Genomic DNA, 15,147 nt, shown 5'->3' with positions numbered 1-15,147 from the left:
CCTTTTGTACTATAAGCTCGACAATATGAATTATTTATAAATATTAATTACAATGCGGCCCTGCTTATTGCGTGAGCCGCATTGTAATTTAAGGGTCCAAATCCTGAGGAGGTGCGTTAGGTTGCGCAAAATATATATATTTGACACAACGTTGAGAGACGGAGAACAGTCACCTGGCGTGAACTTGAATACTCGTGAGAAAGTAGAGATCGCTCATCAGTTGGAGAAGCTGGGAATCGATCGTATGGAGGCTGGGTTCCCAGCTGCTTCTCCGGGTGATCTCGCGGCTGTTAATGCAGTAGCAAAAGCTGTAAAAAATTCGACTGTTATTGGCCTTTCGCGTGCAAGGGAACAGGATATTGATGCGGTTCGCGAGGCACTTAAGGGAGCACAGGACCCGTGTATCCATATCTTTTTGGCAACCTCTCCAATTCATCGTCAGCATAAGCTGCGGATGGAGAAGGCACAGGTACTGGAAACGGCCCGTGCAGCCATTCGTTATGGATTGAAGTATTTGCCAAAAGTGGAGTTTTCATTGGAGGATGCAGGGCGAACGGAGCTTGATTTTGTGGTTGAAATGGTCACCATGGCTGTACAGGAAGGGGCTTCTGTCGTCAATATTCCAGATACGGTAGGTTACCTAACACCATACGAATACGGAAATATATTCAAACATATCAAGCAAAATGTGGTTGATGTGGAGAAGATTCAATTGAGTGCACATTGCCACAATGACTTGGGAATGGCTACTGCGAATACGCTTGCTGCCATCCTGCACGGTGCAGATCAGATTGAGGGAACGATTAACGGTATCGGTGAACGTGCTGGAAACACGGCCATTGAGGAAATCGCCATGGCACTGGAGACGAGACAGGAATTTTTCCAGGCCAAAACGTCTCTGCAACTGTCTGAAATTGCACGTACGAGCCGTTTGGTTAGCCGTTTGACGGGGATGGTAGTGCCGGGCAACAAGGCGATCGTGGGTGCTAACGCTTTTGCGCACGAATCAGGTATTCACCAAGACGGCATGCTGAAGGAAAAGACGACCTATGAGATTATGACACCGGAAAGTATCGGTCTGAAAGAAAGCAAGCTAGTACTGGGCAAGCATTCAGGGCGTCATGCTTTCCGAGAGCGTTTGGTCGAATTGGGCTACGAATTGAACGATGAAGATCTGAATCGCGCTTTTGGTCAGTTTAAGGATTTGGCTGATAAGAAGAAGGAAGTATCGGATGATGATATCTTGGCATTGTTGGAAGAAAAATTGGCCGATGCACCTGAAGTCTTCAAGCTGGAAACCATTTTCGTAACTTACGGGAACAAGGCTACGCCTTCCGCACAAGTGCGCCTGGTTAACGATGAAGGTCAGGTAATCGAGACAGAAGCTGAGGGAAATGGTTCAGTCGATGCGATCTATAATGCGATTGACCAAGCCAGCAGCGAGAGTGTTGTACTTTCTGATTACTCCATCAAATCTGTTACCCATGGCAAGGACGCTCTAGGTGAAGTACATGTGGTGCTGACTCAAAACGGAATATCTGTACAGGGACGCGGGGTAAGCACTGATATTTTGGAAGCAAGTGCACGAGCTTATGTGGATGCACTGAATGGTTTGATCGACAAGCGTAAAAATTACAGCAATCGCGTAGATTATAAATCCTAAGTTTATACATGCCTATGAAATGAATATAGACAGGATCGGGTGTTACCGGTCCTGTTTTCTTGTTCTCTGATGGAAAAATCAGCTTATAGGCTGAGCCTATTGAATTGATAGATTCTATATCTTGGTCAAAGCCCTGCTTTATATGTTACAAAGAAGGTATGAGAAATACGGCTGTATGGCTGTATAACAAGAGGAGTGTACGTGATGGCAGACGTTAAAAAGATTGCAGTAATAGCGGGAGACGGAATCGGACCTGAAGTGGTCGCAGAGGCAGAGAAAATTTTGAAACGTACGGAAGAAGTATTTGGCCTTTCATTTGAAACAGAGCATGCGCTGTTCGGCGGGATTGCCATTGATAAGAAAGGGACTCCATTGCCGGAAGAAACACTGGCCGTATGTCAATCTGCAGATGCCGTGCTGTTGGGAGCGGTAGGAGGACCACAATGGGACAACAATCCTAAGGAGCTTCGTCCTGAAACCGGATTGCTCGGTATTCGCAAAGAGCTTGGTCTGTTTTCAAATCTTCGTCCTGCTGTCGTTTTCGATTGTCTTAAGGACGCATCTACTTTGAAACCAGAGGTACTGGAAGGAACGGACTTGATCGTGGTGCGCGAACTGACGGGCGGCATTTATTTCGGTGAGAAGTATAGACGAGAGAGTGCTCAGGGTGAAGAAGCGGTCGATACTTGCGCATATAATGTAACAGAAGTAGAGCGTATTGTTCGTCAATCCTTCGAAATTGCACAAAAACGTCGCAAAAAACTCGCATCGGTGGATAAGGCTAATGTACTGGAAACTTCCCGTTTGTGGCGTGAAGTCGTTAACCGGGTCGCTGTAGATTACCCAGATGTCGAGCTTGAGCATGTATTGGTTGATAACTGTGCCATGCAATTGTTGCGTCGTCCATCTAGTTTTGACGTCATCGTAACGGAAAATATGTTTGGTGACATTCTTAGTGATGAAGCAGCTATGCTGACCGGGTCCATCGGTATGCTCTCCTCTGCATCACTGGGAGAAGGCAGCTTCGGTCTGTACGAGCCGGTGCACGGCTCGGCGCCTGATATTGCAGGCCAAGGACTGGCGAATCCTATTGCAACAATTTTGTCCGTTGCTTTGATGTTCCGCCTCACCTTCGGGTACGAGAAAGCAGCTGACGCTATTGAGAAGGCGGTAGCTGAGGTACTGGATGCAGGACACCGTACGGCAGATATCGCAGTGGATAAATCACAAGCGATCTCGACTACCCAAATGGGCGATTTAATTGCAGCAGCTATTCGCTAAAGGCTCCGAAAACGCACCCGTTCTGAAAAAAAGCTTCCTATTATATAGGGCGGTTATACAGTATAACTTTACAGCAAATAATTAACATCGTAGCTCCTGAGCAATCAGGAGCTACTTGCGTATCAGAAAACTCCAAATGTGAATAAATCGTGAATTTTTAAGCTAGTTTAAAATAATTATAAAAAAGTAATGGTTATAATATTGACTTTGATTTCAGCGAATGATAACATTTATCAAGTAGGTTGTTTATTACAATACAGATGATTGAGGAAAGCACAATTGGTGTTTTTCTTACATATTTTAAAGGAGGATTTCACATTATGGCAGAAAGATTGGTAGGAAGACCCGCACCTGATTTTGCATTGGAAACAGTATCTGGAGACGGTCAAGAATTTGGCTCGGTGAAACTTTCCGATTACCGTGGCAAGTGGCTCGTATTTTTCTTCTATCCACTGGATTTCACGTTTGTATGCCCAACAGAAATTACAGCATTGAGCGATGCTGCTGACCAATTCAAAGAGCTTGATACTGAAATTTTGGGTATCAGTGTAGACTCCGTGCACAGCCACAAAGCATGGATCAACACAGCTAAAGAAAACAACGGTCTGGGCAAACTGAACTTCCCATTGGCTTCTGACATCACGAAAAAAACAGCAAGCGACTATGGCGTTCTGATCGAAGAAGAAGGCGTTGCATTGCGCGGCTTGTTCATCATTGATCCAGAAGGCGAACTGAAATATCAAGTGGTTAACCACAACGATGTAGGCCGCAGTGTAGAAGAAACATTGCGTGTACTGCAAGCTTTGCAATCCGGTGGCTTGTGCCCAATGAACTGGAAACCAGGCGATAAAAATCTGTAATATTAGCTTTACAAGTTGAACTTAAACAAGCAAGCCCCCAACAAGCGGTTACTTTACCGTTGTTGGGGGCTTGCTTGCCTGCACTATGCAGCCGAAGATATAGGAATAGCCTGTCTGATTCATGTAATACAGAGTGAAGTAACAAATAATTATGGAAATGTTGTTGTGTTCTGGAGGAATTTTGCCTGATGAAAGCGAATAAGGTATTGTAGAAGATAAACAAGGCAGAACAGGTTTTGTTCAGAGGAGGCTGAGCCCGGATGAGTTATTGCTGTGGAGCAAGCATGGTAGGAACCAAGGGAACGCTGAAGCATTACCGCACCCAAGTCCATAATGTTCCTTTGCTGTTTTGCCCGGTATGTCGTCGCATTGAAGTTCATTATAAAGTCGAAAATGAGTATGAAATTTTGGCTGAGTATGCACATGGAGATGGGGCATCCGAGATTGATTTTCAGGATTATGTCATGGAAGACGATGATACGATATTTGAAAATTGTGTAAATCGTGAGAGTGAAGATGCAGTTGAAATTGTGAAGCGCCAAATTGACATGTCGCTGGATTTATTGACGGTAGCCAAACAAATGAACGATGAGAAATGGCAGGGAGAGCTTAAGAGAAGACTGGCTGTTATGAGTCAAAGACGATCCCGGCTTCAACATAATAAGAGCGGCAGTTGACATCCTACACACCAAAGAAGCTCTCAAATCTGGAGAGCTTCTTTGGTGTGTAGGGCGCTTATTTTTAACTTATTTTTTTATTTTGGTAATGTTGCGCAGATATTATGACGAAAGAAAATAAGATAAAAATGTGGATTCGACACTTTTTCCGATTGACTGTGATCCTTAATCTTGTCTATCATAAAATAAGACTCGAATCGAAAAAAATGGTCGGAGTTGATTGAAACTGTTTTCTACACCATTTGAAGGGTAATCGATAGATACCTTTCTATTCTTCAAGAATATTACACGTCCGATACGGCCAGTTTATCATTCCGATACAAGGGGGAAGCCTGGCATGATCAGTGAATTCCAAGAAGCCTTGCTTGATACCGTGGGAGCTTGCCCTTCCACACAGATCGCCAATAATAAGTATGAAAATGTACTGGAGAACCTGGATAGTGGTATCATGCTGTTTGACAGTGACGGGGTACTGACCTTTATTAACGTGCAAATGGCGAGATTACTGGAGCTACCACGTAGTTCGCTCGCAGGTCGCAACCTGATGCAAATTTTGCATCATCCTGAGTTAAGTCGGTTTAAGAAGAAGAAAATTATGCGGATTTATAAAGAAACTATCTTTCATAGAAAGCGCTATCATGAGTTGATTGATGAGTATGGTCGGCATTGGTTGATAACAGTGACCTACGGTGATCAGATGGATGGCGATTTTTTGTTTAGTGTAAAGGATGTGTCGGATTATAAGCAGATTGAGCAAACGGCGTATCAAAACGACAAGCTGGCGATGCTGGGACGTATTTCGGCCTCTATCGCCCATGAAATCCGTAACCCGCTTACTGCAATCCGGGGTTTTATTCAATTGCTTCGGCCGCACTTGGTGGAGTTGGGTAGGGATGAGTATGCCCGTATTATTTTAACCGAGATTGATCGTGCGAACGACATTATTTATGAGTTTTTAAATTCGTCCAAGCCTTCTGCTCCACAAAAAACGGCTGTATCTGTGATGGGACTGTTGAAAGAAGTAGTGATGCTGACAGAAAGCGAGGCGTTGATGAAGGGCTGCCAGATCGTACTGGATGAAAATGATGAGCTCATGAAGGTTTCCATTGACGTGAAGCAGATTAAGCAGGTTATCCTCAATATGATTAAAAATGCGATGGATGCCATTGAAAGCATCAGCGGGGAACGAGAGGGATGCATTGATATCCATACCGTGCTTGAGGGCTCTTATGTGCACATTTGCATTGAGGATAACGGCTTAGGTATGGATCACAATACATTGGCGCGTTTATTCGATCCTTTTTTTACAACAAAAGAAAGTGGAACCGGCTTGGGATTGGCTGTGAGCTATCGTATTATCAAAAATCACGGAGGCTTCATTCATGTAGACAGTAAACATGGAAGCGGTACACAATTTAAAATCACACTTCCTGTAGTCTAATATGATGAGATTTTCGCAGAGGGGTCCTGTACATACTATTTCTGTTGTGGTGTGCAGCGTTGGGGTATAGGTATCACCTATTTGAAAAATGTCATCTGAAGCGCATGATCTGAAAAGATGATGCGCTTTTTTGGTACTGTAAGCATGTGCATTTGCATAAATGCGAAAATAAATTCATGAATATAGAACAAAAAAATGATTCACCTTTCACAGATTAAATGCTATTATATACCAGAATACAACATTTTTTTGATACTATAGACTTAAACAACGGCTTCCAAAGCTGTCAAACGTCTTAGATGATCGGAATCTCCGATATGCAGGGGCTGAAGAGGCTGAATGAATATACGGCTGGAAGTAAAAAAAACGATAGGCATTGGAATTGCCGCCATAGTTTTATTTGTCTTAGTGCAATTATTTCACGTAACTTTGAATAAAATATACTCCTATAATGTATTTTTCTTGGTATATCCGATTATAGGATTTGCCTGTGCGGCGATTTGTTTTTCTATTTTTTATCAATCCTGGTCCGTATTGCTGGAACAGTTAACCTGGCAGAGACTTCTTATTGCCCCAACGTTTTTGGTGGCTGGTCTGCTTTATCTTGTTCATATCGTTTCGTTTAGTTTCGTAAGCCTGACGGACTTTGCTTTGTCTCCGGGCATTTCGTTGTGGCTGCTGTTTGTAAATCGTGCCTTTACCTCGGTCATGCTCTTATTCGTTTGTTCCCTTCCATTTAGAAAGACGAAGTCAGAATACAAGACAGTGGCTTTGTGGGCAGGGATAGGCTGCACGTTGCTGATTCTAGGAGTTATAAAGGCATATGATGCAGGCTTACCGGATCTACGTATACGGTACGAATTAGGTAACCTGGGCTGGACGTTGAATCTGGTTGTCATGTTACTGCTGGTACTCACATTTATTTTTGGAGTACGAAAATATCGGAAAGTTCGCCCCGCGGAATTGGGCATGTTGCTTATGGTTCGTGGGATTGGGCTGTGTGTTGTGAGCCAGTTGTTCTATTTATTTGCTGAGCAAATGAGTGATATCAATCATCTTATAGGACTTTTGACTAACGTGATTGCGTTTTATAATTTGTTGAGCGGTCTGGTCCGGCTTATGGTTCTGGTTCCTTATCGGGAAAAACAGGCGGCAGAATCTGAATTTAATCATATTGCTTATAACGATGATATAACAGGCCTCCCCAATCGGCGACGTCTTTCCCAGCGCCTGGATAAAATATTGCGCCATTCATTGAAATCTGATGAGACAGTAGCGCTTTTAGTGCTAAATATTGATCGTTTCAAAGCGATTAATGATTCGCTTGGGCATACGGCAGGCAATTATTTGCTGTATGCGGTAGGCGAACGCTTGGGGCATTTTTGCCGCGAAGGTGAAGCGGTCTTTAGCATGGGTGGAGATGAATTTGCCTTTCTTCTAATGGGCTACGAAGATTCAGATGTCATGAGAAATCGTATTGATGATATGGTGAAGCTGTTCGATCAGCCGTTTGATATTAATGGGGAGTCTTATCATGTAATGGTGAGCGTTGGCATAGCTTTGTACCCGTCGGATGCGAATCAGAGCGAACAACTTATTCAACAGGCGGATACTGCTGTACATAGTGCCAAGGAGCAAGGGGTGAATTTTCAGCGGTATGCTAGTGCGATGCAGATGCGAGCGCATGAAAGACTCCAGTTGGAGAATGATTTGCGGCGTGCGCTTGAAAATGAAGAATTTTCATTGGTGTATCAGCCACGTGTCCACCTGCAAAGTGGCGAGCTAACGAGTTTGGAAGCGCTGGTGCGTTGGAATCATCCTCATCGCGGGATGGTGATGCCGGGTGATTTTATTCCAGTAGCTGAAGAAAGTGGCCTGATCGTGCCCTTGGGGGAATGGGTGTTGCGTGAGGCATGTCTCCAAAATAAGCAGTGGCAGGAGCTGGGGTATCCATCGATTCCGATTTCGGTCAATTTATCCATGCGCCAATTCCAGCAAAAAAAGCTGGTTGATGTCATTCGGGGGATTTTGTCCGATACGGGACTGGAGGCACGCTATTTAGAGCTGGAGATTACCGAGAGTATGACTTTTGATAAGGACCGGGCCTTTGAACAGTTGAAAAAAATAAAAGCTATTGGTGTTGCAATCAGTATTGATGATTTTGGAACGGGTTATAGCTCATTGCATTATTTGAAAAATCTTCCGATTGATCGTCTGAAAATTGACCGGTCCTTTGTAAATGAGGTACTGGTTGACAGCAAAAATGCGGCCATTGTATCTACCATTGCCTCTATGGCTCACCATTTGAAGCTGAAGGTTACGGCTGAAGGGGTGGAGAATGAGGAGCAGCTTCAATTTTTGCAGGCGCAGGATTGTCATGAAGGTCAGGGGTATTATTTTAGTCGTCCCATTCCGGCAGAAGTTTTTGAAAAATTGTTTTTACGTAAACCTGTGAATTGGCTGGCTCAGGATGGCGTCTAGTATGCTTGCATTTTTCAAAAAGGTAAGTTATACTAAATACCATCCTGATTCAGTTAGTTGACAAAGTTTTGTGCATGTCATACATAAGAATCAAGATGTTATATAATGCGGGTGTAGTTCAATGGTAGAACTTCAGCCTTCCAAGCTGATAGCGTGGGTTCGATTCCCATCACCCGCTTTGATTCGAAAATGTTTGAAACCCTTGTGGCGCAAGGGTTTTTTCTTTACCCTTAATTAGTAAAACGACAGAGCTATTTTTGGTTATGGGGCAGTTCATGGGGCAAATTTTCATTTGTTTGGATCAAACGATTCTAATCGGTCTGCTGCTGCTCGACTAATAATGTCGGATGCGTGTGTATAGATGTCTGCTGTAGTTCCGATTTTGGTATGTCTTAATCGTTCTTGTATTGTTTTCAAATCCACGCCATTTTCCCGTAGCAGCATACCAGCGGTATGACGTAAACCATGTAGTTTTACATGCGGCAGATTATGCTTTTTGAGAAACTTTCGCCAGGTAACAGTAGGGGTTGTGGGGTAGTACATCATGCCCTGCCCACTATGGAATACATATTGTTTGTTTTCACCTTTCCAATCTTTGCAGCGCGCCGCTTCTTTTTTCCACTCTTTTTCAAAATCTTTTAGCTGGTCCATATACCATTTTGGCATTGCAATCCACCCCTCACTTTCCTCTGTCTTAACCTCACCTTCGATTTTTTCACCCAACTCGTTAAAGGTTATCTGTTTATCAATCCAAATCGCTTGGTTGCCATAGCTTACGTCAGGCCACTCTATAGCCAACAGTTCGCCCCGTCTAAAGCCTCCAAGCATAGACCCGGTGAAATATAACCTCCATCTGTCAGGAAGGCTGTATAGGGCTGCTAGAAGCGTCCCAACCTCAGTAGTGCTGTACGACTTCTTCACGCTACGCATTGCCTTCTTTTCTTTCTTTCCCGCTCGGGGGCGTTGAACACCGTCAATAGGATTTTTAGTAATCACTTCCCATGTAAATGCTGCGTCGAAGATGGACTTAGCTGCCTTATAGATATTTAGCTTTGTATTTGTTGCATATTCCTTGCCATCTTGACGCTTCAAATCTGCAAAAAACGTCACTAGTTGCAATGTGGTGATTCTTTCAATTCCCACGTTGCCAAACTCAGGCAGCAAGAAAGATTCAATGTACCACATGTTAGTTTTAAGAGTGTATTTCCCCATGTTTTTTTCAGCGTAACCTTTTTTCCAGATCGGTACAAAATCCATGAATTTGACTTTCTCAGACTTGTTCGCTTTACCAGCTTCAACCTTTGCAGCCCATTTCGCTAATTCCAATGTGAGCCACTGCTTTGTTTTCCTCTCTGATTTAACAATCTCTTTGGGTACCTCAACGGAAATGGACCGTTTGGGTTTATTTACTTTCGATGGATCACGGGCAACTAATTTGTACTTGTTGCCCCCTAAGTGTTCTGTCCATGCCATGTTCTTCTTCCTTTCTGCTATTTATTAAACACCAACCATTTCCATTCACATCTAAATCACCTCCTTTTAGGGAACATATGTTCTATTTTTGGGCGTGAAAAACCGCATCGCAACGACGAGATTGCGAAGGTCACACTTTTAACTCTACGACACCTAACGGGTCAAAATAGATTATATGCCTTTCATCAGCTTGAACCGATAAACCAAATTTTTCAGTATATCGATCGATTGCAGCCTGAAGAAACTCTTCTGTTACCCCCAGGTATTCTGCCAGATCATAGCGGCCTGATATTCGGGCATGATGGGCTTGAATGATGCCATTAAGAGGTATCAGGCATTGGTACGCCCATTGTCTGGCGCGAAGTTCTTGTTTTCGTTTATGTATGATGTTTTGATCAAGAATATCGCCGAAACTCGTGTGATGGTGCCCAAGCTCTTCTGAAAGTATGCAAGCTTTTTCGATAATAGTCGAAATTCGTGTGTCTATGAGAATCAACCCGTCGGAATAGAAACCTTTGTTTCGGCCCCGTAATTGCTTCTCGACAATCTCAACGTTCGATTCACGAGCCTTGGCGGATAGAGTTTCATAGTTGTAGGATACCATCATGTCACTCCTTGTTCTTCCTAAGCTGCCTTCTTAGTTTTACTAATTCTTTAAATTCCTCAATGTCCTGAAGTTCTTCTTCCGTCCAGTCTTCTCCATCATGATGGGCTGCTATAGTTTCCACATCAGGATTTGCATATAAACCAGACTGACCCTTCATTTCAACTTCCAAGTCTATAAACCTTCGAACATCCGAATTTACCAAAATATAATCAGAGTTGATCCCAAATAAATTGGCCATATCTTTTACAACGTTGCCAGGTGGAATGGTTCTTCCCGACTCATAGTTTGAAATGTTAGTTCTGTTCATCCCTAGTATTTCACCTAGTTTTTCTTGAGACCAACCCTTGAGTTCTCTTTCAGTTCTAATCCGTTGCCCCATTGTTTTTTTCTCTTGTTCATTCACATTTACACACTCCATGTCAAAAAAAATATTAAAATGTGTTGCGCCAATTTAATTGACGTGATATATTGGGTGTACGTCAATTAAATAAACGTCATTCAGGAAGGTGGTGAGCTAAATGAAACATGATACTCCTGTTAAACGTATGGCTTTCAAGAATCGTCGAAAATTTTTCAACTTGACTCAACGGGAAGTTGCTAATGCTGTGGGTGTGACAGAAAATCACATCCGACATATTGAAGCTGGCAGAGCTAACCCAGATGCTAAACTACTTTTCAAGTTGGTAAAGTATTTGAAGACCACTGCTGAAGAACTATTTCCTGACTTAGCAGAAGTTGAGATTGAGCCAGCAGGCTCAATCTAATTAATAACCCGTTAATGGCTATTATACACCGTCAATTATATTGACGCAAGGTGTTGTTTTAAATTACTTATTTTTTTAAATTCAACGTCAATTTAATTGACGATTAAGTAGGTGCTTGAATGCCGTCAACCACAGATTTCATTGAGGCTCTACGAGTGGAGATCAAGCAGGAACTGAGAGACCAGATTCTTTCCGAACTTAAACCAGACATCGAACGACTGCTATATGCCAATGTGTTCGACTTTGCTGGGGCTTGCAGGTATCTGAAAGTTTCGGATTCTACGTTACGGCGCATGGTCAAAGACCGTGAGATTCCTTTCATTCGAAATCGAACGTTAATTCACTTTCGCCAGATTGCACTAGATAAATGGTTGGAAGACAAGGAACAATCAAATTGAACAAAACACCAAAGTGATGGATTGCCGCTCAGAAACAGTGTACTGGAATGATGTAACAACGTACTGTGAAGAATCGCTATGAATTTAATCGGAAGGAGTAGTTTTATGATCCAATTGGTATTTATCCAAAAAGGACAAGCCGTAACAGATAGCCTTACTGTAGCTGAAGCATTTGGCAAAGAGCATCGCAGAGTAATGCAAGATATCAGAGAGTTACCTTGCAGTGATGATTTTCGACTGCACCATTTCGTGCAGTCAGATTATACAAACGGGCAAGGCCGACCAACTCCAAAATACCTTATGACAGAGCAAGGCTTCACGATGTTGGTCATGGGCTACACTGGCCCAAAGGCTATGGAATTTAAGGAAAGATACATTACCGAGTTCCACCGGATGCGTGAGAAGATACAGACCACAGCCGTAGACACATCCCAACTAAGTCCGATACTCCAGCTATTGATTCAGCAGGAGCAGCAGCAACAAGCCATTATGCAGCGCCAGGACGCAACAGACCAAAGGGTAGCTGTAATACAGGAAACAATCTTGCAGCGTGACGACGATTGGAGAGACAAGCTAAACGGGATGCTTAATGGAGCTGCTAGGCGGTCAGGCGGAGTATTTCGGGATTTGCGAAAGCGGAGTTATGAAATGCTGGAGAGTCGGGCTAAATGCGACCTTAACCGCCGACTTCGTAACCTCCATGATCGGTTGCGCGAGTCAGGTGCAACCAAGACCAAGATATCTGAAACGAACCGCCTTGATGTGATCGAGGCAGATCCAAAGTTAAAAGAGATATACACAACCGTTGTAAAAGAACTGTCCATCGGGACACTGACCTGAAAGGAGTATGAACATTGACACCTGAAAGATTAGCTGAGCGACGTATGTTGTGGAAACGGCTGTGTAAGCTGTGCGCGATGCGTGCAGTTCTGCAAACAGATTACTTTGATGAAGCAATAACAGATCTTGAAACGGCTTTACGCCAGAGAGAGGGGATTCAACTTGGAAACACGCTTAATACCAGTAATAGACAATTCCGGCTTGCGAAGTTACCTAGAGGTACCGGGCGGAACAATCTTCGAGGGCGCTTACTTCATAAACAGTTTGCTTAGTGATGCGGTTCGCCTGGACATGTCGTTATTGCATTTAACAGGAGAAGAGGTAGCGGAGTTGGACAAACAGACGGAATGCAAGCAGATACGTAAACGAATGCGGGAATTGAACTATAAGAAACTAGAAGCTATTTCATTGGGGATTAACCCGATCGAGTATAAAAAGGAGTGGCATGTTCTTAGCGGAAAGCTATTTCGTTTAGAACGGGAAATGAAAAAAGGATCTGCTCAATTATGAACAGACCCATAATCGTGCTACCAACACGATTGCATGAATAAACAATTAACGGGATTATAGCACACATTTAATTTTTTGAAAATAGGAGTCTCACGCATGGACATTAAGGAAATCAAACAGTACATCCATGACATACAGCGTCTTCGGGATACAGCAGAGTCGTTCACTGACGATTCACCGGGTGCATTGGTGCGAAAGGTTGAATTGCTGACGCAGGCTCATACGTTAATGGGGCGAGTATCCGCCTATATGAGCGGAAGGCATATGCAAACCTATAATTTGCGAAAGCGAGTTTATGCCGAAACCATGCGAGATACAACCGAGAGGAACAAAAAGGTTGCGGCAGAACTGGCTGTGTTGGATATACGGGATACCGAAGCGGAAGATTTCGAGCGGATGCATTTATGGAAGAACGAATTTAAATCGTTGGCTGAATACCTGTATGAACTGCGCTTGAGGCTCCGTGTTGATATGCATATAGGGGGTGGTGGTTCGTGACTTTACCTTTTCAACCGTACAGTAAAAAGCAGCAAACCAGCAGTAAACGTATCAGGCATACGCAACGCCAGAAAGGCGACATAAGCAATACAGTAGATCAGCAGTTAAAAGAACGTTCTGCTGGATTATGTGAGCTTTGTGGTAAAGCTTGGGCAGAGGAAAGGGCGCATTTGACCGGGCGGGGTCATATTGATGAAAAAACGAAGGTCACTGACCTTATCCATGTCTGCATTCCCTGCCATCGTTGGTTGGACGGTACGCAGGATGGTATACGATCAAGGCGTTTTATGGCGGCAGCTATTAACGCAGTGTTGGACCATTATGTCAGGAACTTCCCGGAACTTCCCGGAACTTCTAAGAATAATCCAGAATCGAAGGGAAGCGTTAGGGATGGCTGAAAAAAGGATGATATCTAAGGTTATATCCATTTCAGAAAAAGTTAATGAACTGCCGGACATATTTGATATGTTGCTGTTCACATGGATGATTCCTCATACAGATGATTTTGGACGTTTAGCAGGATCGCCAGCTAAAGTTAAAGCGCTGGTGGTTCCTATGTTGGACAAGCTGGTTTCTGATGTGAAAGAGTCTTTGCACCGTTTGCAGTCTGCTGGCCTTATTGAATGGTATGAAGCTGACGGTCAAAAGGTGGTTCAAGTGGTCAATTTTGAAGCACATCAACAAGGATTGCATAAACGGACACGCTCAAAATTTCCTGACCCTCCTTTGGACTTTCCCGGTAGTTCCGGGAATTTCCCAAATATTCCTCTAGAAGAGAACAGAAGAGAAGAGAACAGAACTGAACAGAAGGGAAGGGAAGAGAACGGAACAGAACAGATTTCTGGTAGTAGTCTTCCTGAAATTGAGAATAACCCTTTTAGATTATTTGAAAATGAAGGCTTTGGAACAATCAGCCCTCTTATAGCCGATGAAATAGCAATCTTAGAAAAGGACTATGGTAACCGCTGGCTATGTGAAGCTATGAAAAAAGCCGTAGTTGCCGGAAAACGCAGTATGTCATATGTCAACGGCATTCTAAAAAATTGGAAGGCTGAGGGTATAGACGAACCTTGGACCAAGGAGAAGCCACCGAACAAAGGCGGTGGTAGGAGCGGTAAGCAGCCTATTGATATTGTTAAGTCTCCAGAGCCAGGGGATGAGCAAGACGTATCCCAAGAAGAATACGAGGAATTGCTACGGCTAGCTGAACGTATGCAATCAGGCAAGGGGGAACAGCGGTGACACCAACAGCATATATGGAAAAACAATCTGTTTCCCGGTTGCGTGAAATGCTTCATGACGAACGATTGGATTATGACATTCGGGCATATGCCGAAGTGGAGTTATTAAGGCGGATCGGAGGTGCCGGATTTGGGAAAAAGGATATACACGCCAGAAGATTGGGACAAGCGTCTGGAACAACAGGGAAAACAGACTAGGAAAATTTATGTTGCGTGCGAGGAATTGAACTTTATTTGGTCCGCAGACGATTTGAAAAAGTTTCGTGATATGTGGAGACAAGGCAAAAGCGTAGAACAGATTCGGAAGCACTTTAAGCGGGATAGTTGGCAGGAAGTAATTATTATCGCTTTGGACCAGATACGATGGGGCTACATCAAAATACGTCCTGACGTTTTGATTGTGGAATAGGACT

Annotated in this window: 18 protein-coding genes and 1 tRNA gene; 16 read left to right on the top strand and 3 right to left on the bottom strand. The window is 43.5% G+C overall.

Translation table 11 applies throughout. The annotated features are described in order from the left end of the window. The first annotated feature begins 121 nt into the window (after positions 1–121). The 7 genes from G7035_RS01045 (at position 122) to G7035_RS01015 (ending at position 8,581) form a co-directional block, all read left to right on the top strand. Entirely contained in the window at positions 122–1,663 is a 1,542-nt protein-coding gene (locus G7035_RS01045; RefSeq protein ID WP_016820548.1) for a 2-isopropylmalate synthase, read from the top strand. Positions 1,664–1,867: 204 nt separating this feature from the next. Beyond that, positions 1,868–2,944 (top strand): 3-isopropylmalate dehydrogenase, encoded by a 1,077-nt coding sequence (gene leuB, locus G7035_RS01040; RefSeq protein ID WP_016820547.1) that lies wholly within the window; start codon positions 1,868–1,870, stop codon positions 2,942–2,944. A gap of 320 nt (positions 2,945–3,264) precedes the next feature. Next, positions 3,265–3,804 carry a peroxiredoxin gene (locus G7035_RS01035; RefSeq protein ID WP_013370083.1) on the top strand — a complete coding sequence of 180 codons (540 nt, stop codon included), beginning with the start codon at positions 3,265–3,267 and terminating at the stop codon, positions 3,802–3,804. Between the two features lie 260 nt (positions 3,805–4,064). After that, positions 4,065–4,481, top strand: coding sequence for a hypothetical protein (locus tag G7035_RS01030; RefSeq protein ID WP_016820546.1), 417 nt, complete (start codon positions 4,065–4,067; stop codon positions 4,479–4,481). 337 nt (positions 4,482–4,818) lie between these two features. Beyond that, entirely contained in the window at positions 4,819–5,922 is a 1,104-nt protein-coding gene (locus tag G7035_RS01025; RefSeq protein WP_019686642.1) for an ATP-binding protein, read from the top strand. A gap of 339 nt (positions 5,923–6,261) precedes the next feature. Beyond that, entirely contained in the window at positions 6,262–8,403 is a 2,142-nt protein-coding gene (locus G7035_RS01020) for a bifunctional diguanylate cyclase/phosphodiesterase (RefSeq protein ID WP_019686643.1), read from the top strand. A 107-nt stretch (positions 8,404–8,510) separates the two neighbouring features. Then, positions 8,511–8,581: transfer RNA gene (locus G7035_RS01015), tRNA-Gly, on the top strand. A 110-nt stretch (positions 8,582–8,691) separates the two neighbouring features. Here G7035_RS01015 and G7035_RS01010 read toward each other — a convergent pair. From G7035_RS01010 to G7035_RS01000, 3 genes are all read right to left on the bottom strand, one after another. Beyond that, positions 8,692–9,876 (bottom strand): tyrosine-type recombinase/integrase, encoded by a 1,185-nt coding sequence (locus tag G7035_RS01010; RefSeq protein WP_019686644.1) that lies wholly within the window; start codon positions 9,874–9,876, stop codon positions 8,692–8,694. A gap of 130 nt (positions 9,877–10,006) precedes the next feature. Next, positions 10,007–10,483 carry an ImmA/IrrE family metallo-endopeptidase gene (locus tag G7035_RS01005; protein WP_230877378.1) on the bottom strand — a complete coding sequence of 159 codons (477 nt, stop codon included), beginning with the start codon at positions 10,481–10,483 and terminating at the stop codon, positions 10,007–10,009. 1 nt (position 10,484) lies between these two features. Then, entirely contained in the window at positions 10,485–10,886 is a 402-nt protein-coding gene (locus G7035_RS01000; RefSeq protein ID WP_019686646.1) for a helix-turn-helix domain-containing protein, read from the bottom strand. Between the two features lie 115 nt (positions 10,887–11,001). On the opposite strand from G7035_RS01000, the gene G7035_RS00995 reads away from it, so the two are divergent. The 9 genes from G7035_RS00995 (at position 11,002) to G7035_RS00955 (ending at position 15,143) form a co-directional block, all read left to right on the top strand. Further along, on the top strand, positions 11,002–11,247 hold the full coding sequence (locus G7035_RS00995) for a helix-turn-helix transcriptional regulator (protein WP_019686647.1): 246 nt from the start codon (positions 11,002–11,004) through the stop codon (positions 11,245–11,247). A gap of 119 nt (positions 11,248–11,366) precedes the next feature. Further along, positions 11,367–11,645 (top strand): excisionase family DNA-binding protein, encoded by a 279-nt coding sequence (locus G7035_RS00990; protein WP_019686648.1) that lies wholly within the window; start codon positions 11,367–11,369, stop codon positions 11,643–11,645. Positions 11,646–11,750: 105 nt separating this feature from the next. After that, a complete protein-coding gene (locus G7035_RS00985) occupies positions 11,751–12,485 on the top strand; it encodes a Rha family transcriptional regulator (protein ID WP_019686649.1) in 735 nt (244 codons plus the stop codon). Positions 12,486–12,647: 162 nt separating this feature from the next. Next, positions 12,648–12,995 carry a hypothetical protein gene (locus G7035_RS00980; protein WP_019686650.1) on the top strand — a complete coding sequence of 116 codons (348 nt, stop codon included), beginning with the start codon at positions 12,648–12,650 and terminating at the stop codon, positions 12,993–12,995. Between the two features lie 96 nt (positions 12,996–13,091). Beyond that, the gene (locus tag G7035_RS00975; protein WP_019686651.1) at positions 13,092–13,493 is read left to right on the top strand and encodes a hypothetical protein; all 402 of its coding nucleotides are present in this window, start codon (positions 13,092–13,094) and stop codon (positions 13,491–13,493) included. Next, positions 13,490–13,891 carry a hypothetical protein gene (locus G7035_RS00970; protein ID WP_019686652.1) on the top strand — a complete coding sequence of 134 codons (402 nt, stop codon included), beginning with the start codon at positions 13,490–13,492 and terminating at the stop codon, positions 13,889–13,891. Before G7035_RS00975 ends, G7035_RS00970 begins: the two co-directional genes overlap by 4 nt. Next, positions 13,884–14,735 carry a DnaD domain-containing protein gene (locus G7035_RS00965; protein ID WP_019686653.1) on the top strand — a complete coding sequence of 284 codons (852 nt, stop codon included), beginning with the start codon at positions 13,884–13,886 and terminating at the stop codon, positions 14,733–14,735. Before G7035_RS00970 ends, G7035_RS00965 begins: the two co-directional genes overlap by 8 nt. Further along, on the top strand, positions 14,732–14,932 hold the full coding sequence (locus tag G7035_RS00960) for a hypothetical protein (protein ID WP_147288163.1): 201 nt from the start codon (positions 14,732–14,734) through the stop codon (positions 14,930–14,932). Before G7035_RS00965 ends, G7035_RS00960 begins: the two co-directional genes overlap by 4 nt. Then, positions 14,865–15,143 carry a hypothetical protein gene (locus tag G7035_RS00955; protein WP_019686654.1) on the top strand — a complete coding sequence of 93 codons (279 nt, stop codon included), beginning with the start codon at positions 14,865–14,867 and terminating at the stop codon, positions 15,141–15,143. Before G7035_RS00960 ends, G7035_RS00955 begins: the two co-directional genes overlap by 68 nt. Positions 15,144–15,147: the final 4 nt, after the last annotated feature.

This window comes from Paenibacillus polymyxa (assembly GCF_015710975.1).
In the GTDB taxonomy this organism is placed as follows: domain Bacteria; phylum Bacillota; class Bacilli; order Paenibacillales; family Paenibacillaceae; genus Paenibacillus; species Paenibacillus polymyxa.
This window is presented reverse-complemented; position numbering and strand designations above follow the sequence as displayed.

Excerpts from the sequence above, each read along its gene's own strand:
- leuB (WP_016820547.1), top strand. The coding sequence starts at position 1,868 with ATGGCAGACGTTAAAAAGATTGCAGTAATAGCGGGAGACGGAATCGGA.
- G7035_RS01035 (WP_013370083.1), top strand. The coding sequence starts at position 3,265 with ATGGCAGAAAGATTGGTAGGAAGACCCGCACCTGATTTTGCATTGGAA.
- G7035_RS01030 (WP_016820546.1), top strand. The coding sequence starts at position 4,065 with ATGAGTTATTGCTGTGGAGCAAGCATGGTAGGAACCAAGGGAACGCTG.
- G7035_RS01025 (WP_019686642.1), top strand. The coding sequence starts at position 4,819 with ATGATCAGTGAATTCCAAGAAGCCTTGCTTGATACCGTGGGAGCTTGC.
- G7035_RS01020 (WP_019686643.1), top strand. The coding sequence starts at position 6,262 with ATGAATATACGGCTGGAAGTAAAAAAAACGATAGGCATTGGAATTGCC.
- G7035_RS01010 (WP_019686644.1), bottom strand. The coding sequence starts at position 9,876 with ATGGCATGGACAGAACACTTAGGGGGCAACAAGTACAAATTAGTTGCC.
- G7035_RS01005 (WP_230877378.1), bottom strand. The coding sequence starts at position 10,483 with ATGATGGTATCCTACAACTATGAAACTCTATCCGCCAAGGCTCGTGAA.
- G7035_RS00995 (WP_019686647.1), top strand. The coding sequence starts at position 11,002 with ATGAAACATGATACTCCTGTTAAACGTATGGCTTTCAAGAATCGTCGA.
- G7035_RS00990 (WP_019686648.1), top strand. The coding sequence starts at position 11,367 with ATGCCGTCAACCACAGATTTCATTGAGGCTCTACGAGTGGAGATCAAG.
- G7035_RS00985 (WP_019686649.1), top strand. The coding sequence starts at position 11,751 with ATGATCCAATTGGTATTTATCCAAAAAGGACAAGCCGTAACAGATAGC.
- G7035_RS00975 (WP_019686651.1), top strand. The coding sequence starts at position 13,092 with ATGGACATTAAGGAAATCAAACAGTACATCCATGACATACAGCGTCTT.
- G7035_RS00965 (WP_019686653.1), top strand. The coding sequence starts at position 13,884 with ATGGCTGAAAAAAGGATGATATCTAAGGTTATATCCATTTCAGAAAAA.